Source organism: Marivirga tractuosa (genome assembly GCF_042140215.1).
GTDB lineage: Bacteria > Bacteroidota > Bacteroidia > Cytophagales > Cyclobacteriaceae > Marivirga > Marivirga tractuosa_A.
On record NZ_CP159478.1, the window covers coordinates 2,520,873 to 2,544,737 of the forward strand.

Sequence of the window (23,865 nt, forward strand, 5' to 3'; positions counted from 1 at the left end):
TTTTTATATCTTGAATTTAAATCAAACTCATAACCAACTTTTATCCCCCTTTAGCTTTTTCAACAAGCATTTTCCCTTAAATTAGAGCCTGCAATTGGATTTTCACCATCCTTAGCTTAATCATAGACCATGACCGAAGAAAAACAACGCTTAGAACAGCAACTCTGGAATATTGCCAATACTTTAAGAGGAAAAATGGATGCCGATGATTTTCGAGATTATATCCTCGGTTTTATCTTCTACAAATACCTCAGTAAAAAGATGGATCTCTATGCTAATGCGATTCTGAAACCGGATGGCTTGAGCTATGATGACATTGATGAGGAAAGTAGTCAGGGACAAGAATATTTAGAAGCCATTAAAGCAGAAGCTTTGGAAGCATTGGGTTATTTCCTGAAACCTTCGGAGCTTTTTAGTCGGCTGGCCAAGCGTGGCAATGCGGAAGGCAAAAGCAAGTTTATTTTAGACGACCTTTCCAAAGTATTGGTGAACATTGAGCAAAGTACCATGGGCTCGGAAAGTGAAGAGGAATTCGGGAATCTCTTCGAAGACTTAGACTTGACCAGTTCTAAATTAGGTAAATCAGAAAATGCAAAAAATGAGCTCATTGTGAAGGTAATGGCACACCTTGATGAGATAGACTTCAATATAGAAGACAGCGAAAGTGATATGTTGGGCGATGCTTATGAATATCTGATCGGGAAGTTTGCCAGTGGGGCAGGGAAGAAGGCAGGAGAATTTTATACTCCTCAGCAAGTGAGTAAAGTACTGGCCAGCATCGTGACTACCGGCAAAGAAAAGCTGAAATCAGTTTATGACCCTACCTGTGGTTCGGGTTCTTTATTGTTGCGCGTAGCCAAGGAAGTAAAAGAAGTGAATAAGTTCTACGGACAGGAGATGAACCCTACCACTTTTAACCTTTGCCGCATGAATATGATCATGCATGATGTGCATTACCGCAGATTCGATATTAAAAATGAAAATACGCTGGAGCAGCCACAACATATAGACGATCGCTTTGAGGCCATTGTGGCCAATCCGCCTTTTTCGGCTAATTGGAGTGCAAGCAACTTGTTTATGAGTGACGATCGCTTTGCTTCTTATGGCAAATTGGCGCCCAGCAGTAAGGCCGACTTCGCCTTTGTGCAACACATGGTACACCAATTAGCGGATGATGGCACTATGGCTTGTGTATTACCGCATGGCGTATTATTCAGAGGTGCAGCTGAAGGCCATATCAGAGAGTACCTGATCAGAGAAAAAAACTATTTAGATGCCGTAATAGGCCTACCAGCTAACATCTTTTACGGAACCAGTATCCCAACCTGTATTTTAGTGCTGAAGAAGCAGCGCAAGGACCAAGACAATGTGTTGTTTATTGATGCCAGCCAGCATTTTGAAAAGATTAAAACCCAGAATTATTTAAGAGAAGAAGACATTGCAAAGCTAATCACTACCTACCGTGAGCGCACAGCTGAAGACAAATACAGCCATGTAGCCCAACTGGAAGAAATAGCCGAAAATGATTATAACCTCAACATACCGCGCTATGTAGATACCTTTGAAGAAGAAGAACCGGTGGACATACAAGCTGTAGCCCAGGAGCTAAAAGGCCTAGAAAAAGACATGCAAAGCACCGACCAAAGCATAGCCGATTATTGTAAAGAATTAGGCATTGAAAGCCCTTTTTAAGATGAGCGAAGTGATGGATAAAAAGGATATGTTAGTGCCTGAATTGAGGTTTAGGGAGTTTGAAGGACATTGGTTTTTTAAATCTTTTGGAGATATTTCACGATTTATAAATGGTCGAGCATATAAGCAGAGTGAATTATTAGATAAAGGTAAATATAAAGTTCTAAGAGTAGGGAATTTATTCAGCAATAAGGAATGGTATTATTCTGATTTAGAATTAGAAGATGATAAATATATTGATGCAGGGGATTTAATGTATGCTTGGTCAGCATCCTTTGGTTCCTACTACTGGAATGGTGAAAAGACAATTTATCATTATCATATTTGGAAAGTTATTCCAAAGGATTCTATATCTAGAGATTTTTTATATCAGCTATTCTTATTTGACCTTGAGAAAATAAAGCTTCAATCTCAAGGAGGAACTATGTTTCATATTACGAAAGGTAATATTGAAAATAGAAAAATTAAAATTCCTGCTTTCCCCGAACAGCAAAAGATAGCGGATTTCTTAAGTGCTGTAGATCAGAAAATACAGCAGCTGCATCGCAAAAAGGAGCTTTTGGCCCAATACAAAAAAGGCATAATGCAAAAGCTGTTTGCGCAGGAAATCCGCTTTAAAGATGATCAGGGTAATGACTTTCCGGAATGGGAGTGGGTTGGTGGAAATAAATTATTTGATAATATTTCAAATAAGGATCATAATTCTGATTTACCAATTTTAGCAATTACTCAAGATCAAGGAGCAATTCCTAGAGATATGATTGACTATCAAATGACAGTTACTGAAAAAAGTATTGCTTCATATAAAGTGGTTGAGGTTGGTGATTTTGTAATAAGTCTGAGAACTTTTCAGGGAGGTATTGAATATTCAAATTACAAGGGGATTTGTAGCCCTGCGTATATAATTTTACGACCTAGTTCCGAAAGTGTAGATAGGACTTTTTATAAGTTTTATCTTAAAACAGAGAAGTATATTAGACAATTACAAAGAAATTTGGAAGGTATTAGAGATGGAAAAATGATTAGTTTTAAATACTTTTCAGAAATAAATCTTCCATATCCCTCTCTCGCTGAACAACAAATAATAGCCAATTTCTTATCGTCTTTGGATGAAAAGGTGGCTCAAGTAGGGCAACAAATCAGTCAAGCCCAACGCTTTAAAAAAGGATTGTTGCAAAAGATGTTTGTGTAGGAGTCCATCTCCTTTGTCTTTAATTACCGTCATTGCGAATCCCTTTAGGGTGAAGCAATCCACAGTATGCTACTTCTACCATGAGATTGCTTCGTTGCACTCGCAATGACGCACGGAATTCGCAGTCAATACTTGATTATAAACTGCAATGCCATTAATTACCGTCATTGCGAGTCCCTTTAGGGTGAAGCAATCTACGGTTTGCTATTCTTGCTTTAAGATTGCTTCGTACCTCGCAATGACGCACGGAAAGTAGCTCGTTAGATCGTCATTGCGAGGACGCAGGACGAAGCATGCTTCCCTGATGCATTATTTAGGTAGTGAAAACCCGTCCATTCATCGAAAAACCCTAAAGGACGATAGAATTCTTTAAAATTTCCCCTATATTCAAACCGTACTATGCCTACTCAACCAGAAGCACAACTAGAAGAAAACCTAATCCAACAGCTTGCCTCGCTTGGCTATGAGCGTGTTAGGGTCTCAGATGGAATTCAGTTAGAATCCAACTTAAAGAAGCAATTAGAAGCATTTAATGATTGTCAACTTTCACAAAAGGAGTTTGCAAGTATTCTCAATCATCTGGCAAAAGGAACCGTTTTTGAAAAAGCAAAAACCCTAAGAGACCGATTTCAACTCACCAAAGAAGATGGCACTACGGAATACATCCAGTTTTTTGATAGTGAGAATTGGTCTAGAAATTTATATCAGGTTACCAATCAAGTAAGTCAGGAAGGTACTTATAAAAACCGATATGATGTAACGCTACTGGTCAATGGGCTACCCTTAGCCCAAATTGAATTGAAAAGAATAGGGCTTGAAATGAAAGAAGCCTTCAATCAAATCAATCGGTATCAAAAACAATCTTTTTGGAGTAATAACGGCTTATTTCAATATGTTCAGTTATTTATCATCAGTAATGGAGTCAATACCAAATACCTGGCGAATAATGAACTTCAATCCTTCAAACAAACTTTCTTTTGGCCGATGAGCGAAATGTTAACATCCACAAATTAGAGCAATTCGCCAATAGCTTTCTGAACCCTCATCAATTAGGTAAAATGATTGCTCAATATATCGTATTGAGTACAGATAGGGTCATAATGGTGCTAAGGCCTTATCAATATTATGCGACTGAGGCTATTATTCAGCACGTCAAAAATAGTGTAAAGAATGGCTATATCTGGCATACCACTGGCTCAGGTAAAACCTTAACCTCTTTTAAGGCGAGCCAGATTATTATGGATATGCCGGAAGTCTATAAGGTGGTATTTGTGGTGGACAGAAAGGATTTGGACGACCAAACCATGAAGGAGTTTAATAACTTCAAAGCGGACAGTGTTGATCAATCTAGCAATACCAATACATTGGTCAATCAATTGGTGAAAGAAGATAAGTTGGTAGTCACTACTATTCAAAAGCTGAATAACGCCATCAAGAATAAAAAATATGAGCAAAAACTACGGTCACTGAAAAATGAGAAAATTGTATTCATATTTGACGAATGCCATAGAAGTCAGTTTGGAGAAACCCATGGCCGGATAACAGAGTATTTCAGTAATAGCCAATTATTTGGCTTCACCGGAACGCCTATTTTTGCGGATAATGCAGCCAAAAATGAATTAGGTAAACGCACCACCAAAGACTTATTTGATGAGTGCTTGCATAAATATGTGATTACCAATGCGATTAGCGACCAGAACGTATTGAAATTCAGCATTGAATATATTGGTCGTTATAAGCAAAAAGGGAATACCTTAATCGATATAGAGGTTGAGGATATTGATAAAACAGAAGTGATCAATGCCCCTGAAAGGCTGGAGAAAATAGTGGATTATATTATTGACTACCATGATGTAAAAACGCATAACCGTGCTTTTTCAGCGATTTTTGCCACGAGTAGTATTGAAAATCTCATCAAGTATTATGAATTCTTTCGCAAAAAGAAAGAAGAAGGAAAGCATGATTTACGGATAGCTACTATTTTCACTTACGGTCAAAATGAAGAATCGGAGGAAGCGGATGGTATGCTTCCAGCAGAGGAATCCACTGATGGATTAAGCATAGCAGCTGAACCAGATATAGCGTATCAATCCAGCCATACCAGAGATAAATTAGAGTCATTTATTCAGGATTATAATCAGCTTTATCAGACCAATTATACCACCAAGGATAGTAAAAAATTCGAGAACTATTTTAAAGATATTAGCAATCGCTTAAAGAAAAGAGAGAAGAAAGGCTTTCAGCAAAAAGACCGATTAGATATTCTTTTAGTGGTCAATATGTTTTTGACAGGTTTTGATGCTAAGATGGTCAATACCCTCTATGTCGATAAGAATTTGCAATATCATGGATTGATTCAGGCCTATTCCAGAACCAATCGTATCATTAATGAAACCAAGTCACAGGGAAATATTTTAGTTTTCAGAAACCTGAAAAAGTCTACAGATGAAGCGATCACCTTATTTTCCAATAAAGAAGCCAAGGAAGAGATTATTTTACCGCCTTATGAGGAGATCTTACAACAATTTTCCAATGCTTTTGCTGATTTATTAAAAGCAGCTCCTACTATTAATAGTGTGGATCAGTTAATATCCGAACCTAAGCAAATGGAGTTTATGCAAGCCTTTAGAAAGCTTTTAAGGGTAAAGAATGTATTGACCTCTTATACCGATTTTGAATGGGATGATTTGCCACTGACCGAGCAGAATTTTGAGAAATATAAAAGTAAATACCTTGATCTTTACGATCAGGTGCGCTTTAATACTCAAAAAGAAAAAAGCTCCATTCTCCAAGATGTTGATTTTGAATTAGAGTTGATCCATCGTGATGAGATCAATGTAGATTACATTTTGAAGCTGATTGCTCAAATGAAGCAAGGGAAGGAGAAAGATGCCCAAGCTCAAAAGAAACAAATCATTGATATGCTGGCTGGTGAGGTAGAGCTACGTTCAAAACGAGAACTGATAGAAAAATTTATTGATGAGCACCTCCCCAAAATAGCAGATACCGATAAAATAGCGGATGAATTTTATGATTTCTGGGAAAAGGAGAAAATTCAGGCATTGAACCAATTATGCGAGGAAGAAAAGCTCGATAGAAAGCAATTCCAAAATTTGGTAGATGCCTATATTTTCAATGAAAGAGAACCCTTGCGAGACGAAGTATTTGAATGCCTGGACAACAGACCCAGCGTACTACAAGCCCGCAGCATAGGCGAAAGAATTATAGCCAAAATGAAAGAGTTTGTGCAGGTTTTTGTGGAAGGGATGAGGGCTTAAGGATTATGAGAGTTTTAACCAAAATAGAACGGATATTATGAAGACAGATCATTTAAGCAAAGATATTTTACAAAAAGTCTTTAAAGGCGATCTTGTTCTTCAAAATGTTAATGATGAACCGGAAAGAGTGTTATTGGAGAGGATTATGGGGGAGAAGGATGTTTTAACTAAATGATATTGTATGTTTAGACTACATAACTTAGAATTATTCGGTCACCCTACTTTAGGTCATCTAAATATCGATTTTCGTGATAGTGAGGTGTTTATACCAGATCATGAAGAACCTTATACAAGCGTGATAATAGGCATGAATGGTACTGGTAAAAGTTTTATTCTTAAAACTTTAGCTGATATTTTTTATCAATTAGAAAAGATGCAGGATGGTGAAAAAAGAGATACCATTAGTTATGCATTCTATTTGAAATACTCTTTTTATCAAAATAGCTATGAGGTCTATTCAAATAGATGGCTTACACAGAAAAGTACACGTAAGTCTATTTCTGATGTAAATAAAATTAATATATTATGTAACAGACCTTCAGATACCAGTCTTTTTAAAGACAATATTAAGTTTCAACCAACTGAACAATATTCAATTAGTCTTGATCAGTTAATTTTACCTTCAAAGGTTATTGCCAGTACTTCCCAAGTAAATGATCGATTTACATTTAAAAAGGAAGATGATAGCAATATTTACAAATATTGTGGTCTTAAACATACAGCACGTAATATATCATCAAATGCATTTAAAAGAAAAATAACGAATTCACTTCTTGATGCAATTGGTTACCCTAACTTCAAGGAAATTTTAGAAGCTACAATAGTTGATTTTTTGGAATTTGATCCATACTTAACAGTAAATTTTAGAACTAAATACACTCCTAGGTTCTATAATGGCATTTTAGAAATCTCTGATTTAGAGGATTTCTATATAAGATATGAAGAAAAACATATCAGAACTACAGAACCATGGGGGGCTTGGAAATTTAAACAGCTACTAGAACAGAAGATTTCAGATCCTGGCAAGGACTCGAGATTAAATATTATCTTGAATTTTATTAATCAGTTAGTAAAGTCAGACAAGCTTCAGCACATCAGAAATTCAGACTCTAAGTTTTTAAAAATTGATTTTTTTAAAAATGAAGCTTACGGTATAGATTATTCTATAATTAATGATTTAATACAACTAGATATTTTATATGTTGATAATATTGAAATTAGGAAAGATGGCAGTGATATCACATTAGATCAAGTAAGTGCAGGGGAAAATCAAATTATTATGTCATTATTACGAATATTATCTAATATTCGAGAAAATAGTCTCATACTTATTGACGAGCCAGAAATTAGCCTGCATCCAAACTGGCAGATGAAATATATTCATCTATTGAAAAAGATGTTTAGAAAATTTCCTGATTCACATTTTATAATTGCTACTCATTCCCATTTTTTGATCTCTGATCTCCGACCAGATAGTTCATCGGTTATATCTTTAAAAAGAGAAAATGAAAAATTGATAGCTGATAACTTGCATACAGATACATATGGTTGGTCTGCTGAGGAAGTTTTACTTAAAGTTTTTAATGTTCCTACTACTAGGAATTACTACATATCTGAGAAAATTGGTGAGATATTAGATGAAATTGCAAAACCTAAAAATGTTGATAGGTTAAGATTAATAAGTCTCATGGTTAATCAGCTTGTAGAAAATAATATTGGTAACTTATCAGAAGAAGATCCTCTTAAAGAAATAGTGGATAAATTAATTTCAAAATATGGGAAAATTGGATAGAATCCTGGATTATTCAATTTCAGGAAAAACTTATAAGAGAACTATAACGGACCAAAATACATTATCCTTGAATCCTCCTGTTTTAGCTGACCATTGGTCGACAATAAATCAGTATGAAAATCTGAAGCAAAATATTCGAAAACATTATGCTAGAAGACAAAATAGAAGATGTGCATATTGTAGAGTATTAATTGCTATAGATGGTTATGGTCACCCCATAGAACATATAACCTGTAGGAACAGAAAACCTAGTTGGATGTTTTCAGATTATAATTTAGTAGTTTCATGTATAGGTTGTAATTCATCGAAAGGAACAAAAAATGTTCTCGTAAATGAAGATACGTACTATGGCGACTTAGAGGAACATTGTCCATCAAATGGAGATGAATATAGAATATTCAATCCTCATTTCGAGAAATGGTCAGATCACTTTGAGATTGAAGATGATTTTTTCTTAAGACCTAAACCTAATACTAATGGACCATATACCTATGAAACCTGTAACATGTACAGATATCAAATTATTCTTGATTATAGAGAACAAATTAATTTGAGAGATAAGAAAACTCATAGGAATATTACTAAAAGGATAAGGAAAGAGAAGAATGAAGATAAACTAGAACATCTAAAAAAAGCATTTGAAGCAATTTTAGATATGATTGATAATCATTGATTTTAAGTTAAATGAACCTCTACAACCTCAACAAATCCCAACTACAAGAAATCAAAAGCCAACCTTTCAAACTAGAAAAGGATATCCAGCAATTCGTAGAACAAAGTCTGCAAATGCTTTTTGGATTGGAGTTTGTTAAAAACGAGTTTCAATTGAATAGCTTAAGAATTGATACACTGGCTTTTGATAAGCAAAGCAATGCTTTTGTCATCATAGAATACAAAAAGGGAAAAAGCTTTTCTGTGGTCGATCAGGGCTATTCTTATTTAAGTTTATTGTTGAATAACAAAGCAGATTTCATCTTAGAGTATCAAGAGCAAAGTGGCAAAGCGCTCAAAAGAGATACAGTAGATTGGAGTCAATCGAGAGTAATATTTATTGCTCCTCAATTTACTACCTACCAAAAACAAAGCATTGAATTTAAAGACCTACCTTTTGAGCTCTGGGAAATTAAAAAGTATGAGCATGATCTTATTATGCTTAATCAGCATAAATCCAACAGTCAGGTGAGTGTAAACACCATCGGTGATCAAGATGAACGGGCAAAGCAGGTCAGTAAAGAGATTAAAGTCTACACCGAAGAAGATCACCTAAGCAAAGCATCCGAGGCTACTAAAGAGCTTTATTTCGAATTAAAAGAGCGCATCACCGCCTTAGATGAAGTAGAGATTAATCCCGTGAAGCAGTATATCGGTTTTAAGGCAGGGAAGAAGCTCGTTTGCGATGTTGAAGTACAGAAAAAGCAAATCAAAATGAGAATCAACTTAAAGCAGGGAGCACTTGATGATCATAAGAAGTTATTCAGAGATGTTTCGAATATCGGTCATTGGGGAGTAGGGGATTATGAAGCCTTGATAGTTCCTGATACTGATTTAGATTATTTAATGAGTTTGATCAAGCAGAGTTACAAGTATCACGGTGAATAGGGTTGATAAAACAGAAGAAGTAGCTGGATTGATCAAAAATTTTAAAAGCTGGCTAAATGACTCTTCAAAACCTACTGATTTTCTTTGGAAAGAAGAATTTGAGAAATTGATTGAGAAGAAGCATAAAAAGTATCCTGATGTTCTCTCTTCCATTTCTGAAGAGGATTCTAAATTACTATCAGAATATTTAGTAGAAAAAATTCGCGCTGAAACACCCTTAGAAAAAGTTTTGCTTTCCATCATCTGGAAACAAGGTGATTATGGTAAAATTAAAAGTTTTATAGAGACAATTACTGAGAAAGAAAAGGCATCAGAAACTGGCTTAGTGTTTAGGCAATTTGCTCGTCATATTAGTAATCCAGAAGAACAGCCTATCATCGATCAGCATGTTCTAAGAGCGTATTTAGCAATAGAAAAGGGAGATGATATACAGGAATTAGAAAAAATTAGAAATAGAGGAGCAGTAACGCAAAAAGATTCCGATCTGATTGCTGACTATATTCGCTGGTATAGAACTAAGGATTTAACGTTTAAAGCTGATTACAAATTAGATGATTATCTTTTTGTATTAGGGAAATTGATCAAAACTAAATAAAATCATGAGCAAAAGTTTAGCAAAAAATAGGTTTAAGTCAATTTTAGATAGGGCTTTTGACAGATTCTTTGATATTTATTTAATCAAATGTTTTCTTAGTGACCCCTCACTTCAGAATGTAAATCTATCAAGTTTTAAAGCTTTTGAATATGATGATTCAGATTTTGATAGTTGTCTTCGAGCTTATCAGGAATCAAAAGGTGAAAACATTTTTACTGAAACAGCCACAATCGAAGATTTAGATAATGCTATTACTGAGTGGTATACGCAATATTCTAAACTTATACCTGAGTTTAAAAATGAGTTTAAAGAAAAAAAGTTGATTTCAGAATCTGACTTTATCAAATTTTACAAAGAAGACGAGGTTGATCGATACTGTGAATATTGTAAAATTACAGAGTCTGAAATTTCCTCTTTAATTGATTCCAAAAAGATTCATACCAAAAGATTAGCCACTCGCGGTAGGTTTATGGAAGTTGACCGGATAAAGCCAAATGAAGGATATGTCAAAGGTAATTTAGCACATTCCTGCTACTGGTGCAACAACGCCAAAACAGATGAATTTAATGCAGAAGAATTCAAGCCGATAGGTGAGGCGATAGGGAAGGTTTTAAGAGCAAGGAAATAGCTTGAGATTGCTTCGCTTCACTCGCAATGACGCTTAGAGCTAAAATAGTAGGCTATTCTATCAAAAATCCCCTACTTTTAAAATTAATGAACCGAATTAAATTATGAAAAAAGCAATCATCCTACTGCTCAGCATATTCTTTGCCAATACTTTATGCGCTCAAGAGCAAAAAGCAATTCAAATTACCAAAGAGAATAAGCAAAGAGAGGTCCTTATTAAAGAAAACAAAAGAATTTTCATTAAAACAGTGGATGGTAAAGAGTATTCTGGCCGCTATAGTGTAGAACAAAATGTGCTCATAATTGATGATGAAAAAATAGAATTAACAGACATCGACTATTTGAAACGTAATCCTGCTTTTACTTCTATTCTTACATCTGTTGTTTTTGTCTATGGAGGAATTGTCACTACTACAATGGGTGTGGCCTTAAGTATATTAGTGAATCCGAATATCTTTTATTTAACAATACCTGGTTTAGGATTGATTTATGCAGGATTTCAAAAACCCAATTTTCATAAAAAGTTTATAGCAGAAAAAAATTGGATGTTTGAAATACTAACAATTCCTGAGTAGGGGAGGATTATTCCGTCTTTTTTGAAGACATGTCAGACATTGTCGCTATTTCTAGCAAATTAATGTCCGACTTATGCAAAGGCCGTTCTTTCTATCAAAGTCTTTTGTTAACTGAAGCTGTCTGCTACATCGCCATTGCGAATTTATCCGACTCAGGCTGATCCCTTTAGGGTGAAGCAATCTGAGGGTTGCTATATCTAACTTGAGATGGCTTCGTGCCTCGCCAAGACGGTACTTGCTATTTTAAGAAAGAAAAACAATTGGAGTAGTCTTAACTTGCTATTTATACTTGTTTAATTAAAAGGTAATGTCGGACATTTTTCATGTCAGACATAGTAGTTTATTTGGAGCGTTAATGTCCGGCTTTTGCAAAATCTGACATACAAAAGAGGAGAACTGAAGTAGTTTCACACTAGTATCTTCAGTCTGAGGAGATATTGGAATTGAATCATTTCAAGATTATTTTTAGAAAATATTATATAAATCTGCTAAGGGTTCAATAATTATTAATTGTTTTTTTATATCTTCATTGATTGATGAACTTTATAATATAAACATGAAAAAATTAAACTTAAGCCTGATTTTAATAATAATGTCTTTTATGCCAGTATTTGCCCAAGAAATAAATATTGGTATTAAATCCATAGATATACCGGATTACCCGAGAGGTGATTATGTTCCATTTAGTAATTGTCCGAGAAGCCAGGTTACTAAGCTTCAGTTTAGGGTTGAAAACCGAGGTGAAAATTTTAATAAAGCTGGTAAACCACAATTTGGATCTGTTGAAATAAAAAGATTATCAGATGGAGAGGTTTTACTTAAGGAGGAAGCAGTCTATGATTTTAGAGGCTTCACACCAGGCTGGATGAATTTCAGGTTTGCACCTATCGATTTATCGCAGCCCGGTTTGTACGAAATAACTGTTGAGTCTTATCTTATAGATTTAGAAACCTATAAAAAAGACAGGTCATTGAAACCCATAGATTCGGACATGTCTGATAATAAAGTCACTTACCTTAACCGAGTATTTGATCCGGAAACATTAGAGAAAGATAAAACATACACATTTAATTTAGATGATATTGAATCAAATTCTGATTTTGCCGAAAAGGGATGGAATTATAGTTATTTGCCAGATTCTATTAATATTACTGAAAAGGGAATAGATGGTTCTAAAGCTGTTGTAATGAATCTTCCTAAAGGAAAAAATGAGAGGAAACTATATACACCTCCGGTATCCGTTACGAATGGGATTGAAATAGATTTTGAATTTAAACTGATAGATGCGAAATCAGGTGAAAATGTCACTGAAGAATTAAAGTCAACAGAAGGGTTTAATGCTAAGGTATCTTTTCAGGATATTTGTTCTACTGGGGTAAAAGTAACCTCAACATATAGTGTTGCAGGTGCAAGAGCCACAACAGATGGATTCTATAAATTTCCATTTGTACTAAAATATAATGATGTAGGGGTTTACAGGGCACAAATAGAATTTTCAAATTCATCTAATTATAAAGACCTACTTCTCGTAATTGACAATGTTAAAATGGGGCCAAAGGATTAAGAATTAGGTTTAAAGAGATCTTACTTAGTATTATTTACATAACTGCTGAAATGGGTGAGGTTTCTTTTGCACTGACCTATATAGGTTTACTATGTTTCCATATATTGAAACCAATAAAATTTGGATCGCTATAAAGAAATGTCGGACATGAAAAATGTCCGACACTGCAGTTTTTTCTAGCTGATTAATGTCCGACTTTTGCAAAGTCTGACATAAGCACGGGAATTTCTTTTGTGTTAACTAATAAAAAAAGGCAGAGGACGTTTAGGTTATAAGAATAGAAAAACTGATATTTTTTCAAATTATTTTTCATCAACTAATGAACTGATATTCAACCTTATCTTTATTTGTAGCCTGATTTTCTGCAAAATTTTTCAAATTATTTTACCCGAAGGTTTTGCAATTAAAAATTATGCGCCTACATTTGCATCACCTTATCGGAAAGACGGTAAGCAAAACACATTTTGGTCTGGTAGTTCAGTTGGTTAGAATGTCCCGACTTCATCGGGAAGGTCGCTAGTTTGAGTCTCGTCCAGACATTAATAAAAACGAGACATATTTGACATTTTGGTCTGGTAGTTCAGTTGGTTAGAATGCCTGCCTGTCACGCAGGAGGTCGCGAGTTCGAGTCTCGTCCAGACCGCTTTTAAGCCCTTAGAATAACTTCTAAGGGCTTTTTTTATGTGCGCTTTTTAACGGCTAGGTAAAAATAAAGGTAGTTCAGTTGATTAGGATGCCTGTCCCGAGTCCTCGGGAAGGTCGCGAGTTCGAGTCTTCCCGATTCTCGGGACAGGCTGTCCAGACCGCTTTTAAGCCTTTAGATTAATTTCTAAGGACTTTTTTTGTTTATATCCATTTTGATTATCTTCAAATAATGGAACCACACTACACATATATTATCCAAAGCGAAAAAGATCAATCCTATTATATAGGCAGTTCTAAAGATCCTGAAAAACGGTTAGTTAAACATAATAAACCCCATAAAGGCTATACTGCTAGAAAACAACCTTGGAAACTTGTTTATACTGAGGAATATGATTCTAAAACAGAGGCAATTAAAAGAGAAAACTTTATAAAGAATCAAAAATCAAGTGAGTTTATTGAGAGCTTGATAAAAAATAAAGGTGGTTCAGTTGATTAGAATGCCTGTCCCGAGTCCTCGGGAAGGTCGCGAGTTCGAGTCTTCCCGATTATCGGGACAGGCTGGCCAGACTGCTAAAAGCTCACTTATTAACTGGCCTTTTTATGTTTATATCCTTTTCAGTTAGTTTTGCCTGTTTGTTATTATCTTTGTTCTTTTAGGAAGATTTATTGAAATTGTCTAAATTTCATGAAGCTTCCAGAATAAATATTAATTTTACGTTTTTTAAAATACATAAAACAATGCTTTTGGAATTCGAACAACCTATAGTTGAATTAGAAAATAAATTGGCGGGGATGAAATCATTAGCTGAAGAAAGCGATGTTGATATATCTGATGCCATCAAAAAATTAGAAAATAAAATTGTGTCCTTAAAGAAAGAGACTTTCCAAAATTTAACCCGATGGCAAAGAGTGCAGTTGTCTCGTCATCCCGACAGACCGTACACATTGGATTACATTTATGAAATTACCGATGATTTTGTTGAAGTACATGGTGACAGAACCGTAAAGGATGATAAAGCCATGGTAGGTGGATTTGGTTCTGTTGATGACCAAACTTTCATGTTTATTGGTCAGCAAAAGGGTAGGAATACTAAACAGCGCCAGATGCGTAATTTTGGGATGGCCAATCCTGAAGGCTATAGAAAAGCTTTAAGGCTGATGAAAATGGCTGAGAAGTTTAATAAACCTATCGTTACCTTTATTGATACTCCAGGTGCTTTCCCAGGCTTGGAAGCGGAAGAAAGAGGGCAGGGGGAAGCCATAGCGCGTAACCTTAAGGAAATGTTCATGTTGAAGGTACCGGTTATCTGTATTATTATAGGTGAAGGAGCTTCAGGAGGAGCTTTAGGTATTGCCATAGGTGATAAAGTATTGATGCTGGAAAACACTTGGTATAGTGTTATTTCTCCAGAATCTTGCTCATCTATTTTATGGAGAAGCTGGGATTATAAGGAACAGGCAGCTGAGGCACTTAAATTGACCGCTCCTGATATGTTGAAAAACAAATTGATCGATGGGATTATTCCAGAGCCATTGGGAGGTGCACATACCAATTTAAAAGCGGTAGCTGATGAAGTGAAAAGGACGATTCTGAAAAACTTCAAAGCATTGGATAAAAAATCAGTAGAGAAAAGAATAGAAGAAAGAATCGATAAATTTAGCGGGATGGGTGTTGTAAAGTAAACTGTAACCATCACCTATAAAATGGCTTTTAAGAATGTGATCATTTACATTTTTAAAAGCCATTTTTTTTATAACTTCAAATTTCAATAAAAGAAGCATTTTATGAATTTACATATTATAGAAACCGGGTTTTTTAAGTTAGATGGAGGTGCCATGTTTGGGGTAGTGCCCAAATCATTATGGTCTAGAACCAATCCACCTGATGAGAATAATATGTGTACCTGGTCTATGCGTTGCCTTGCTATTGAAGATGGCGACCAATTGATTTTAATAGACAATGGGATAGGAGATAAGCAAAACGAAAAATTCTTTAGTCACTTCTATTTACATGGAGATGCCAGCTTGGATGGCTCATTAAAAAAAGCTGGATTTTCGAAAGATGATGTGACCGATATGTTCCTGACCCATCTGCATTTCGACCACTGTGGTGGTGGTGTAAAATGGCAGGATGATGAGCGAACCAAATTGGATATTGAATTTAAAAATGCCAAATATTGGTCTAATCAGGATCATTGGAAATGGGCAACAGAACCTAATGCAAGGGAAAAAGCTAGCTTCCTAAAAGAAAATATATTGCCTATGCAGGAAAGTGGTCATTTACACTTTGCTGATAAAGGCAAAGCTTCTCCTTTTTCTCAATTTGATATTATTTATGCGGATGGGCATACAGACAAGCAAATGGTGCCAAAAATCAAGTATAAAGACAAAACGATCGTTTTTGCAGCCGATTTATTGCCCTCTGTTGGTCATATTCCCTTACCCTATGTGATGGGCTATGATACTCGGCCACTTTTGACTTTAGATGAGAAAGAGAAGTTCTTAAAAGAAGCTGCAGATAACAATTACATCATATTTTTAGAACATGATGCTGAAAATGAATGCTGTACTGTAAAGCATACTGAAAAAGGGGTGCGTTTAGATCAAACATTCAAATTGTCAGAGGTTTTATAAAAACAAGTGCAAAAATCGAAATATGCTTATTCTTTTTTTTGAGTTTTATATTTGAAGCCAGCTGGTTAAGTGTTGGCTTTTAATTTTTATGGTTAATAGCTCATTTTCACTAAAGCAAGAAAAAGGATCAATCTAAAATTCTGGGGAGGTGATTTCAATTTTAGAATCTTATCGAATTTGGGCTTTGGAAGCATTAAGATTTTCTTTATTAATCTACTAAAAAATAGCATTAAATGCTGCCCTTAATTGTAGAAAGAATAAAATGAAAAAGCCAAATAAACTTTGTGCTCATAAAACCTTTTAAATTTATTGAGCACTCACTCCCCAGTTTGGGAATTTTCACCTAAACTTTAGCTCTGAAGCTCCTCTGAGGTCTCACAGAAACATGAGGGTGAAAACACCTTCAAGGAAGATTTGAACAAGTAGTATCGAATGATTAAAGTAGTATAATTTATAATGTAGGTTGAAGCTCTACATACTACATAAATAAATCGGTATACAAAAGCTCTAAAATGGCTTAATATTACGTCAGGGCTTTGGAGTTGTTTGTTTATAACACAGGGCATCATCCTAAGTTATGACCTCTTTTCATTGAAAAAGAAAAATAAAATCACTCAAACAAAGCAGAAATTTAATAAAGGATTCGATTTTATACAAAGCTTAATTTCATTCCTACCATTTAGCTAACGCTAAGATTAAATAATACCCTAAACTCAATGTCCGATTTTTACAATATTCTATGATTATTTTTATTTAAATTAACAGATTAAAAGTTTTTTAAGTTGAAATGAGCCATTTCAAATAATTTTTATGTATGTATTAGTATGAAGAAACCAATATCAGTAAATCAATTATAACTAAACCAGAAAAAATCATGCTTAAACAACTATTCTATTCAATCTTACTGTGTTCCATCGTCTTTTTTGTTTCCTGTAAATCTCAAGAAGTAACCTTCAGAAAGGTTTATGAAAAGGAAATGCCCGAAAGTGCCTCGGCTACAGCAAGTATCAAATCTGATGGGAGTTATATTATAGGCTTTGAAGAACAGCCAAAAGGCTTCGGAACTCCTTCAGCTTTTGTCATTGATGGGGAAGGTGGTGATACCAAATGGGTCAAAAAGAAAAAAGAATTATCGCCAAATAAGGGACAATATGAAACTTCATTTTGGTCTTGGCCTAATAATATACTGCTAGTATTTACCAATACCGGTTTTAATAACAATCCCGGAGTTTCCGTTTTGGATATTACCACAGGAGATGTGCTATATTCTTTCGATGCAGAAAACTATGGTGGTGATTGGGAAGAACGCGTAATAATGTTGCATTCTCAAGGAATCTTTTGTCTTTCTACTGATGCTGGGCTCTATGCTTTTGATATGAGGAGCGGGAAAGAAGTTTGGTCAAGACCCGAGTTGACGGGTGGACTATGGGATAAAGATTATGATGTAGATATGAGTTACCAATATTTTGATGAATCCAGTCAGTTTTTCTTTGCTCATAATGAAGACTTATATGCCATTGATCCTAAAACCGGTCAAAATATTTGGGAAATAAAAGGCGCAGATATGGGGTCACTAGACAATGCCGACCTTTTCCTTGAAGAGGATTTAGCACTTTTTTATGGTCCCGAAAATGAAAGTTTGGGAAATGATATTGCAAAATCTGTTCTTAGACAAAATAGCACTGCAAATGCCGTCATGAATGCTGCAGAAAGTGGCCTGGTAAAAGATGACATCATTTTTGTAGATTTGAAAAGAGGTGAGTTAATGAACCGAAGTGAATTTTATACTACTGGAGACCATTACCCGATCATTCATAATGATAAGTTGGTCATGATGGGCATGGTTCTTAATGTATATGACAAAAATACAGGGGAAAGAATTTGGCAAAATATTGACCAAGATCGTTTCAGCTCAGAATCAGGTTTAAAGGCCTTAGGCTTGCTAACTGGCATAGACTTAACAATAGGGGATAGAAGTAAACAGGATGACCTTATTTTTGATAATCATATTTATGCATTTTATCCGGAAGTGCTTGAAAATTCAATGAAGCAGAATAAAATATCATTGCGTAAATACGATATCAACACGGGTGAGGAGATTTGGAAAACGGAAGTGGAGAAATTAAATGTAAATTATTACCTTGGAGCAGAAGGTAAGTTATTTGTAATGGGTACTACTACCGGTTTTATCCCTAAATCATTGATACTGGCTTTTGATGCAGGTACTGGAGAAAAATTGTATGAAATTGAAGATAAGGCCACTGATGTAGCCAAAGTGATTCCTACCAGTGGTCGACTTTACATGCAATTATACCCATGGGATCTCAAAGCTTTTAATATTGTAGACGGTAAAGAAATTTCACTGGATGTACCTGCTAGAAATCCATTTAGAATTAGGCTTTATGGCAATGATTTATTGGTTAATTACGGAATATTTACAAATAAATCTTATTTCGCCTCTCATAATCCTGCTGATTTCTCTGTAAACCATATAATGGAAATCCCTAAGTCATTTAGAAACTATGATTATCGGGGTAACACCTTTTTTATGTATGACTTGGAAACAGATGAAGGATCACGAGGAATAATAGCCATTGATTTGGAAAGATGGTCCCTGAAGGGATATTTACTCAATAAGCAGAGCGGAACATTCACCACTACATCTGGAGGTAAAACGGAAAATGAAGTTTATAAAGATTATCATCTCTTCTTAATGCCTGATGGAAAGTATATTTATGAATTAGATGATGATGTGATCAAGAAATTTGTGGTGGAATAGGATTTACAATATCCATAGATGAATGATTCAAAAAATTATTTAAAGGGAATGTGTATTGCATTTCCTTTTTTTATGGATAAAATAAGCTAAACCTATATAAACGTTTCGCATATTATAAACTTTGGAGAGTCCATTCTGATGTATACTTTTATTGCTTTATCTTAATTTATGTAACATGATAGCTTATTAAGTGTTAGTAACATAAACCAAAGTGAAATAAAATTTGCTATTAGGAAGTAAAATTAGATTAAAACTATCACTTTAACGGAATAATAGTGGCCTGAAGAATTCTTAAATAGATACTATTAGTGGGGCCATTGCAAATTTTATAATTTTATACAAAGAAACAGATGAAAATAGGACTGGCACTTTCAGGTGGTGGGGCAAGAGGATTTGCTCATTTAGGCATTGCCCAATATATGTATGAGCAAAATATTCGCCCTGATATGATCTCAGGTACAAGTGCTGGCGCCATAGCAGGAGCATTTTTGGCTGCAGGCTATGAGCCCAAAAGAACGTTAGAAATTATATCCGATATTAATTTTCTGAAATTTTTCAGACCAGCTATGTCCTGGTCAGGTTTAGTTAATTTAGAGAAGATTTCAGGCTTACTTTTAGAATATTTTCCTGAAGATTCCTTCAGTGATTTAAAAATTCCTTTGATTGTTTCTACAACAAATTACACTAAAGGCGAAAATGTAAATTTTGAATCGGGCGAATTAATTAGACCACTTCTCGCCTCTGCTAGTATTCCGGTTATTTTTAAACCAATTACTATAGGGGAGGATTCTTATGTAGATGGTGGAATCACCAATAATCTTCCTGTCAACTTGCTCAAACCGCATGTTGATTTCATTGTAGGCGTCAATTGCAACCCTGTTGGGATTTCCGGTCAAAATAATAGCATGAAAGATATGCTAGAGAGAACAATGTTGATGATCATTAATTACCAGACAAAAGAGCAAGCTAAGTTAAGCGATATTTTTATTGAGCCTCAAGAATTATCAAACTTTAAAGTATTTTCTATTTCCAAGGCTAAGGAAATTTATGAAATTGGCTATGAAAGTGCTAAAAATATCTTTTCTCAGCTTGCAGAAGATCACCCATTGAAGGAGCTTTCTAAGTCTGTTTAGGTATATATAAAATTTGAGTTAAAATTCTATTTTTTTACAGTCTAAGGTTTTTTATAGGCTATAATCTAATGGCTTTTCCTTAACAAACTAGAAATGGCTAATTGGAAAATATATTCAAATTACTTTGCTCATAACGTCATTGCAAGGAACGAAGCAATCTTTCGATAGAAAAATGCAAACTAAAGATTGCTTCACCCTAAAGGGATTTGCAATGACGCTCTGATCTAACAAATGTAGGTTAAGAGCTGGGAAGCTTGCATTATTGCCTTTCTAGACAGATAATTCCGTGCTTTTGTTTTTTAGTAGCCCTTCAAAATTCTAATCCCTTTTTTTGTACCTACCACTTAACCGTTTTCTTTTCCGCTGATATACTATCAATTCGGTTCTTAGTTGAAAATTATCTTTATTAACTACCAAATAAAACTTAATGCAAAATATGAGAAAATTATCAACTTGGTCATTACTACTTTTCATTGGTATAATGGCAGCTTGTCAACCAAGCGAAAAGACAGAAGATAAGGCAGAATTGTCTATCGATTATGAGAAATATGTGCTTCCTAATGGTTTGGAAGTGGTACTTCATGAGGATAAGTCTGATCCTATTGCAGCTGTTGCTATTCAAATGCACGTGGGGTCTAGCCGTGAAAAACCAGGTAGAACAGGTTTTGCTCATTTTTTTGAGCATATGTTGTTTCAAAAATCAGAAAATGTAGAAGAAGGAGCATTCTTTAAAAACATTAATGATTTAGGAGGTACTTTCAATGGAGGTACATGGACTGACGGTACGGTTTATTATGAAGTTGTTCCTAAAGATGCATTAGAAAGAATTCTTTGGATGGAAGCAGATAGAATGGGTTTTTTCATCAATGCTGTTACCAAAAAGGATTTGGAAGACGAGAAACCAGTAGTTCAAAATGAAAAAAGACAAAGAGTGGATAATCAGCCTTATGGACACAGAAGTTATGTAATCAAAAAGGCATTATATCCTGAAGGTCACCCTTACAACTGGGAAGTGATTGGTGAATTAGAAGATTTACAAGCCGCTACTTTAGGTGATGTAAAGGAATTTTACAACAACTGGTACGGTTCAAACAATGCTACTATTGTGGTGGCAGGTGATTATGATAAAGAGCAAGTGAAAGCTTGGATTGAAAAATACTTTGGTGAGATTGAATCAAGAGGAAATGATGAAGTAATGTCTCCTAAGCCAGTAACCTTAGAGGAAACTAAAAAGCTTTATCATGAAGATGATTATGCTAAGGTTCCAGATTTAAGAATTGTTTTCCCAACAGTAGAGCAGTACCATCCTGATACTTGGGCACTTTCTGCTTTAGGTGAAATACTAAGCCAAGGAAAAAGAGCTGTTTTGTATAAAAAATTAGTTGAGGAAACTGAATATGCTCCAAGTGTATTTTCTTACAATAATTCAAGCGAGTTAGCTGGTGAATTTAATATCGGGATACGTGCTAAAGACGGAATAGATTTGGATTCTGTTTATGCTGCAGTTCAAGAAGCTTTAGCTGAATTCGAAAAAGATGGATTTTCTGATAAGGATTTGCAAAGAATTAAAGCAAAGCAAGAAACAAATTTTTATAATGGGATTTCAAGTATCTTAGGAAAAGCATTCCAATTAAGTAATTACAATGAATTTAAAGGAGACCCTGGTTATATTACTGAGGATATCAATAAAATTTTAGCAGTTGAGAAAGAGGATGTAATGCGTGTTTTTAACAAGTACATCAAAGACAAGCCTGCAGTTATTACCAGTTTTGTTCCTCAGGGACAATTAGAATTAATTGTAGAAGGTTCTGAGAAGGCTACAGTGAAAATTGAAGAAGTTAAGCCAATGGATGAAGCGAACATGGCTGATTTAGATAAAGACGCTGAATATGAGAAAACACCAAGTGAAATTGATAGAAGCAAAGAGCCGGAATTAGGTGAAATGCCTTTAATAACTCCTCCATCAATTTATGAAGCTGAATTAGCAAATGGAATGGAGATTTTAGGTATTCAAAATGATGAATTACCATTGGTTAATTTCAGCATAAGATTAAAAGGTGGTGGATTATTAGATGATCCTAACAAACCAGGTGTGGCTAATTTATTTACTGACATCATGCAGGAAGGTACTAAAAACAAGACTCCTGAAGAATTAGAAGATGCAATTGGTCAGATCGGTGCTAATATTGGTATGTACACTGGTAATGAGGAAATTGTTATATATGGTAACTGCTTAGCTCGTTATTTTGATGAGACAGTAGCCATCATTGAAGAAATGATGTTGGAGCCTCGTTGGGATGCTGATGAGTTTGACAGATTACAAAAAGCTCAAATCAACAATATCAAGCAAAGAAATGCTAATCCTAATGCAATAGCAGGCTCAGTAGCAAATAAAATTACTTACGGAGAAGATCACATCTTTGCTAAGCCATTGAGCGGGACTGAGGAGTCAGTAGAAGCCATCACAATGGATGATTTGAAAGCTTATTATGAAAAGAATTTTTCACCTAGCGTGGCAAGTATGCAAATTGCAGGTAGCGTAACACAGGCTCAGGTTAAAAAAGCATTATCTGGCTTGAATGAGAAATGGAAGGCAAGAGAAGTAACTTTCCCTGAATATGAAATGAAAGGTGTAGATGAGGAAGGTAAAATCTATTTTGCCAATTTCCCTAATGCTAAGCAGTCTGTTATCAGATTGCAAAGATTGGCTGTGGAAAGAAGTCATCCTGATTATTATCCATTAAGCGTTGCAAATTACGGATTAGGTGGAAACTCAGGCGGTAAACTTTTCCAGGTTTTAAGAGAAGAAAAAGGTTATACTTATGGAGCATATTCCAATATAAGTTCAAGCACTCAAAAAGCACCTTTTGCAGCTTATTCAAGTGTTAAAACTAATACTACGCCTCAATCTGTAGCCACTTTCAAAGAAGTGATTGAAGATTATAAGCAAAACTATGATTCAGCTGAATTGGAAAAAGCGAGAACTGCTTTAATCAGAAAAGAAGCTAGAGATTATGAAACATTAGGACAAAAACTAAATGTTTTACAGCAAATTTCTTCTTATGGCTTGCCTAAGGATTTCATAAAGCAAAACCAGGAAGAGTTAAAAGCTTATACGGTTGAGGACATGCAGAGAATAATGGATACTTATATGAATGTTGATCAAATGAACTACATCATTGTAGGAGATGCAGAAACTCAATTGGAAGGTGTGAAGGCACTAAATATCAAGGAAGTAGTAAAAGTAGATGAGGATGGAGATCCTGTTGATAACAAAATTGAATCTATGTAATTGATATAATAAATTATTTTTTTTAAAAGGCTGGGATGTATATTCCAGCCTTTTTTTGTTTTAAAAATTCTTTAATGATTTTAAATAAGTGATGTTGCATTTAAGCACTAAATTAGATTAGAATGTTCCCGATTAAAATACGGGACAGGCTATTCCTTTGAAGAAAGGAATCTTGTACTATTGAAACGAAGTTTCAATTGCCTGAAAGCCTAAGCACACTCTGTTTTTATCGTTGGTGATACATCTGCCTAGGTTGAAATCCTTATCAGTAGGTATTTTAATCAGAGATTAAAATCAAAAGATCCTCACCTTCGTGAGGATGACGGATCGAGCTGAGAAAGTAGTAAAATTGAGACTTAATTTCATTTCAAAATCTGTGATTGAGTTAGAAATGATCTTCTCTTTGAAGAAATGGACTTATTCTATTGAAAAGAAGTTTCAATTATCTAAAACAGAGAAAGCATGGAT

18 protein-coding genes and 2 tRNA genes are annotated in these 23,865 nt (G+C 34.9%); all 20 read left to right on the forward strand.

The genetic code is table 11. The features are described from left to right. The first annotated feature begins 129 nt into the window (after positions 1-129). The 20 genes from ABWH96_RS11380 to ABWH96_RS11475 all read left to right on the forward strand — a co-directional run bounded on the left by ABWH96_RS11380 (position 130) and on the right by ABWH96_RS11475 (position 23,397). Entirely contained in the window at positions 130-1,692 is a 1,563-nt protein-coding gene (locus tag ABWH96_RS11380) for a type I restriction-modification system subunit M (RefSeq protein WP_375577654.1), read from the forward strand. After that, on the forward strand, positions 1,676-2,884 hold the full coding sequence (locus ABWH96_RS11385) for a restriction endonuclease subunit S (protein ID WP_375577655.1): 1,209 nt from the start codon (positions 1,676-1,678) through the stop codon (positions 2,882-2,884). Before ABWH96_RS11380 ends, ABWH96_RS11385 begins: the two co-directional genes overlap by 17 nt. A 399-nt stretch (positions 2,885-3,283) precedes the next feature. After that, positions 3,284-3,898 carry a type I restriction endonuclease gene (locus ABWH96_RS11390; RefSeq protein WP_375577656.1) on the forward strand — a complete coding sequence of 205 codons (615 nt, stop codon included), beginning with the start codon at positions 3,284-3,286 and terminating at the stop codon, positions 3,896-3,898. Continuing rightward, a complete protein-coding gene (locus tag ABWH96_RS11395) occupies positions 3,862-6,162 on the forward strand; it encodes a type I restriction endonuclease subunit R (protein WP_375577657.1) in 2,301 nt (766 codons plus the stop codon). The genes ABWH96_RS11390 and ABWH96_RS11395 overlap by 37 nt, the downstream gene beginning before the upstream one ends. Before the next feature lie 37 nt (positions 6,163-6,199). Next, positions 6,200-6,337 carry a hypothetical protein gene (locus ABWH96_RS11400; protein WP_375577658.1) on the forward strand — a complete coding sequence of 46 codons (138 nt, stop codon included), beginning with the start codon at positions 6,200-6,202 and terminating at the stop codon, positions 6,335-6,337. Between the two features lie 6 nt (positions 6,338-6,343). Further along, entirely contained in the window at positions 6,344-7,954 is a 1,611-nt protein-coding gene (locus tag ABWH96_RS11405; RefSeq protein ID WP_375577659.1) for an AAA family ATPase, read from the forward strand. Then, a complete protein-coding gene (locus tag ABWH96_RS11410; protein WP_375577660.1) occupies positions 7,947-8,627 on the forward strand; it encodes a hypothetical protein in 681 nt (226 codons plus the stop codon). The genes ABWH96_RS11405 and ABWH96_RS11410 overlap by 8 nt, the downstream gene beginning before the upstream one ends. 11 nt (positions 8,628-8,638) lie before the next feature. Further along, on the forward strand, positions 8,639-9,553 hold the full coding sequence (locus tag ABWH96_RS11415; RefSeq protein ID WP_375577661.1) for a DUF5655 domain-containing protein: 915 nt from the start codon (positions 8,639-8,641) through the stop codon (positions 9,551-9,553). Beyond that, the gene (locus tag ABWH96_RS11420; RefSeq protein WP_375577662.1) at positions 9,546-10,148 is read left to right on the forward strand and encodes a hypothetical protein; all 603 of its coding nucleotides are present in this window, start codon (positions 9,546-9,548) and stop codon (positions 10,146-10,148) included. The genes ABWH96_RS11415 and ABWH96_RS11420 overlap by 8 nt, the downstream gene beginning before the upstream one ends. 4 nt (positions 10,149-10,152) lie before the next feature. Continuing rightward, a complete protein-coding gene (locus tag ABWH96_RS11425) occupies positions 10,153-10,776 on the forward strand; it encodes a hypothetical protein (protein ID WP_375577663.1) in 624 nt (207 codons plus the stop codon). A gap of 103 nt (positions 10,777-10,879) precedes the next feature. Beyond that, positions 10,880-11,350, forward strand: coding sequence for a hypothetical protein (locus ABWH96_RS11430; protein ID WP_375577664.1), 471 nt, complete (start codon positions 10,880-10,882; stop codon positions 11,348-11,350). Positions 11,351-11,906: 556 nt separating this feature from the next. Continuing rightward, positions 11,907-12,914 (forward strand): hypothetical protein, encoded by a 1,008-nt coding sequence (locus ABWH96_RS11435; RefSeq protein WP_375577665.1) that lies wholly within the window; start codon positions 11,907-11,909, stop codon positions 12,912-12,914. A 465-nt stretch (positions 12,915-13,379) separates the two neighbouring features. After that, positions 13,380-13,454, forward strand: a tRNA-Glu gene (locus tag ABWH96_RS11440). 29 nt (positions 13,455-13,483) lie between these two features. Further along, positions 13,484-13,557: transfer RNA gene (locus tag ABWH96_RS11445), tRNA-Asp, on the forward strand. A 231-nt stretch (positions 13,558-13,788) separates the two neighbouring features. Further along, the gene (locus tag ABWH96_RS11450) at positions 13,789-14,055 is read left to right on the forward strand and encodes a GIY-YIG nuclease family protein (RefSeq protein WP_375577666.1); all 267 of its coding nucleotides are present in this window, start codon (positions 13,789-13,791) and stop codon (positions 14,053-14,055) included. 242 nt (positions 14,056-14,297) lie between these two features. Continuing rightward, positions 14,298-15,242 (forward strand): acetyl-CoA carboxylase carboxyltransferase subunit alpha, encoded by a 945-nt coding sequence (locus ABWH96_RS11455; protein ID WP_375577667.1) that lies wholly within the window; start codon positions 14,298-14,300, stop codon positions 15,240-15,242. A 102-nt stretch (positions 15,243-15,344) separates the two neighbouring features. Next, positions 15,345-16,193 (forward strand): MBL fold metallo-hydrolase, encoded by an 849-nt coding sequence (locus ABWH96_RS11460; RefSeq protein ID WP_375577668.1) that lies wholly within the window; start codon positions 15,345-15,347, stop codon positions 16,191-16,193. Positions 16,194-17,067: 874 nt separating this feature from the next. Continuing rightward, positions 17,068-18,972 carry a PQQ-binding-like beta-propeller repeat protein gene (locus ABWH96_RS11465; RefSeq protein WP_375577669.1) on the forward strand — a complete coding sequence of 635 codons (1,905 nt, stop codon included), beginning with the start codon at positions 17,068-17,070 and terminating at the stop codon, positions 18,970-18,972. 350 nt (positions 18,973-19,322) lie between these two features. After that, positions 19,323-20,105: a patatin-like phospholipase family protein gene (locus ABWH96_RS11470; RefSeq protein ID WP_375577670.1), complete on the forward strand. Its 783-nt coding sequence runs from the start codon at positions 19,323-19,325 to the stop codon at positions 20,103-20,105. Positions 20,106-20,541: 436 nt separating this feature from the next. Beyond that, positions 20,542-23,397 (forward strand): M16 family metallopeptidase, encoded by a 2,856-nt coding sequence (locus tag ABWH96_RS11475; protein WP_375577671.1) that lies wholly within the window; start codon positions 20,542-20,544, stop codon positions 23,395-23,397. Positions 23,398-23,865: the final 468 nt, after the last annotated feature.

Bases quoted from the DNA above. Each gene is read 5' to 3' on its own strand.
- ABWH96_RS11465 (WP_375577669.1), top strand. From the start codon at position 17,068: ATGCTTAAACAACTATTCTATTCAATCTTACTGTGTTCCATCGTCTTT.
- ABWH96_RS11425 (WP_375577663.1), top strand. From the start codon at position 10,153: ATGAGCAAAAGTTTAGCAAAAAATAGGTTTAAGTCAATTTTAGATAGG.
- ABWH96_RS11460 (WP_375577668.1), top strand. From the start codon at position 15,345: ATGAATTTACATATTATAGAAACCGGGTTTTTTAAGTTAGATGGAGGT.
- ABWH96_RS11430 (WP_375577664.1), top strand. From the start codon at position 10,880: ATGAAAAAAGCAATCATCCTACTGCTCAGCATATTCTTTGCCAATACT.
- ABWH96_RS11470 (WP_375577670.1), top strand. From the start codon at position 19,323: ATGAAAATAGGACTGGCACTTTCAGGTGGTGGGGCAAGAGGATTTGCT.
- ABWH96_RS11455 (WP_375577667.1), top strand. From the start codon at position 14,298: ATGCTTTTGGAATTCGAACAACCTATAGTTGAATTAGAAAATAAATTG.
- ABWH96_RS11400 (WP_375577658.1), top strand. From the start codon at position 6,200: ATGAAGACAGATCATTTAAGCAAAGATATTTTACAAAAAGTCTTTAAA.
- ABWH96_RS11390 (WP_375577656.1), top strand. From the start codon at position 3,284: ATGCCTACTCAACCAGAAGCACAACTAGAAGAAAACCTAATCCAACAG.
- ABWH96_RS11405 (WP_375577659.1), top strand. From the start codon at position 6,344: ATGTTTAGACTACATAACTTAGAATTATTCGGTCACCCTACTTTAGGT.
- ABWH96_RS11380 (WP_375577654.1), top strand. From the start codon at position 130: ATGACCGAAGAAAAACAACGCTTAGAACAGCAACTCTGGAATATTGCC.
- ABWH96_RS11475 (WP_375577671.1), top strand. From the start codon at position 20,542: ATGAGAAAATTATCAACTTGGTCATTACTACTTTTCATTGGTATAATG.
- ABWH96_RS11415 (WP_375577661.1), top strand. From the start codon at position 8,639: ATGAACCTCTACAACCTCAACAAATCCCAACTACAAGAAATCAAAAGC.
- ABWH96_RS11450 (WP_375577666.1), top strand. From the start codon at position 13,789: ATGGAACCACACTACACATATATTATCCAAAGCGAAAAAGATCAATCC.
- ABWH96_RS11435 (WP_375577665.1), top strand. From the start codon at position 11,907: ATGAAAAAATTAAACTTAAGCCTGATTTTAATAATAATGTCTTTTATG.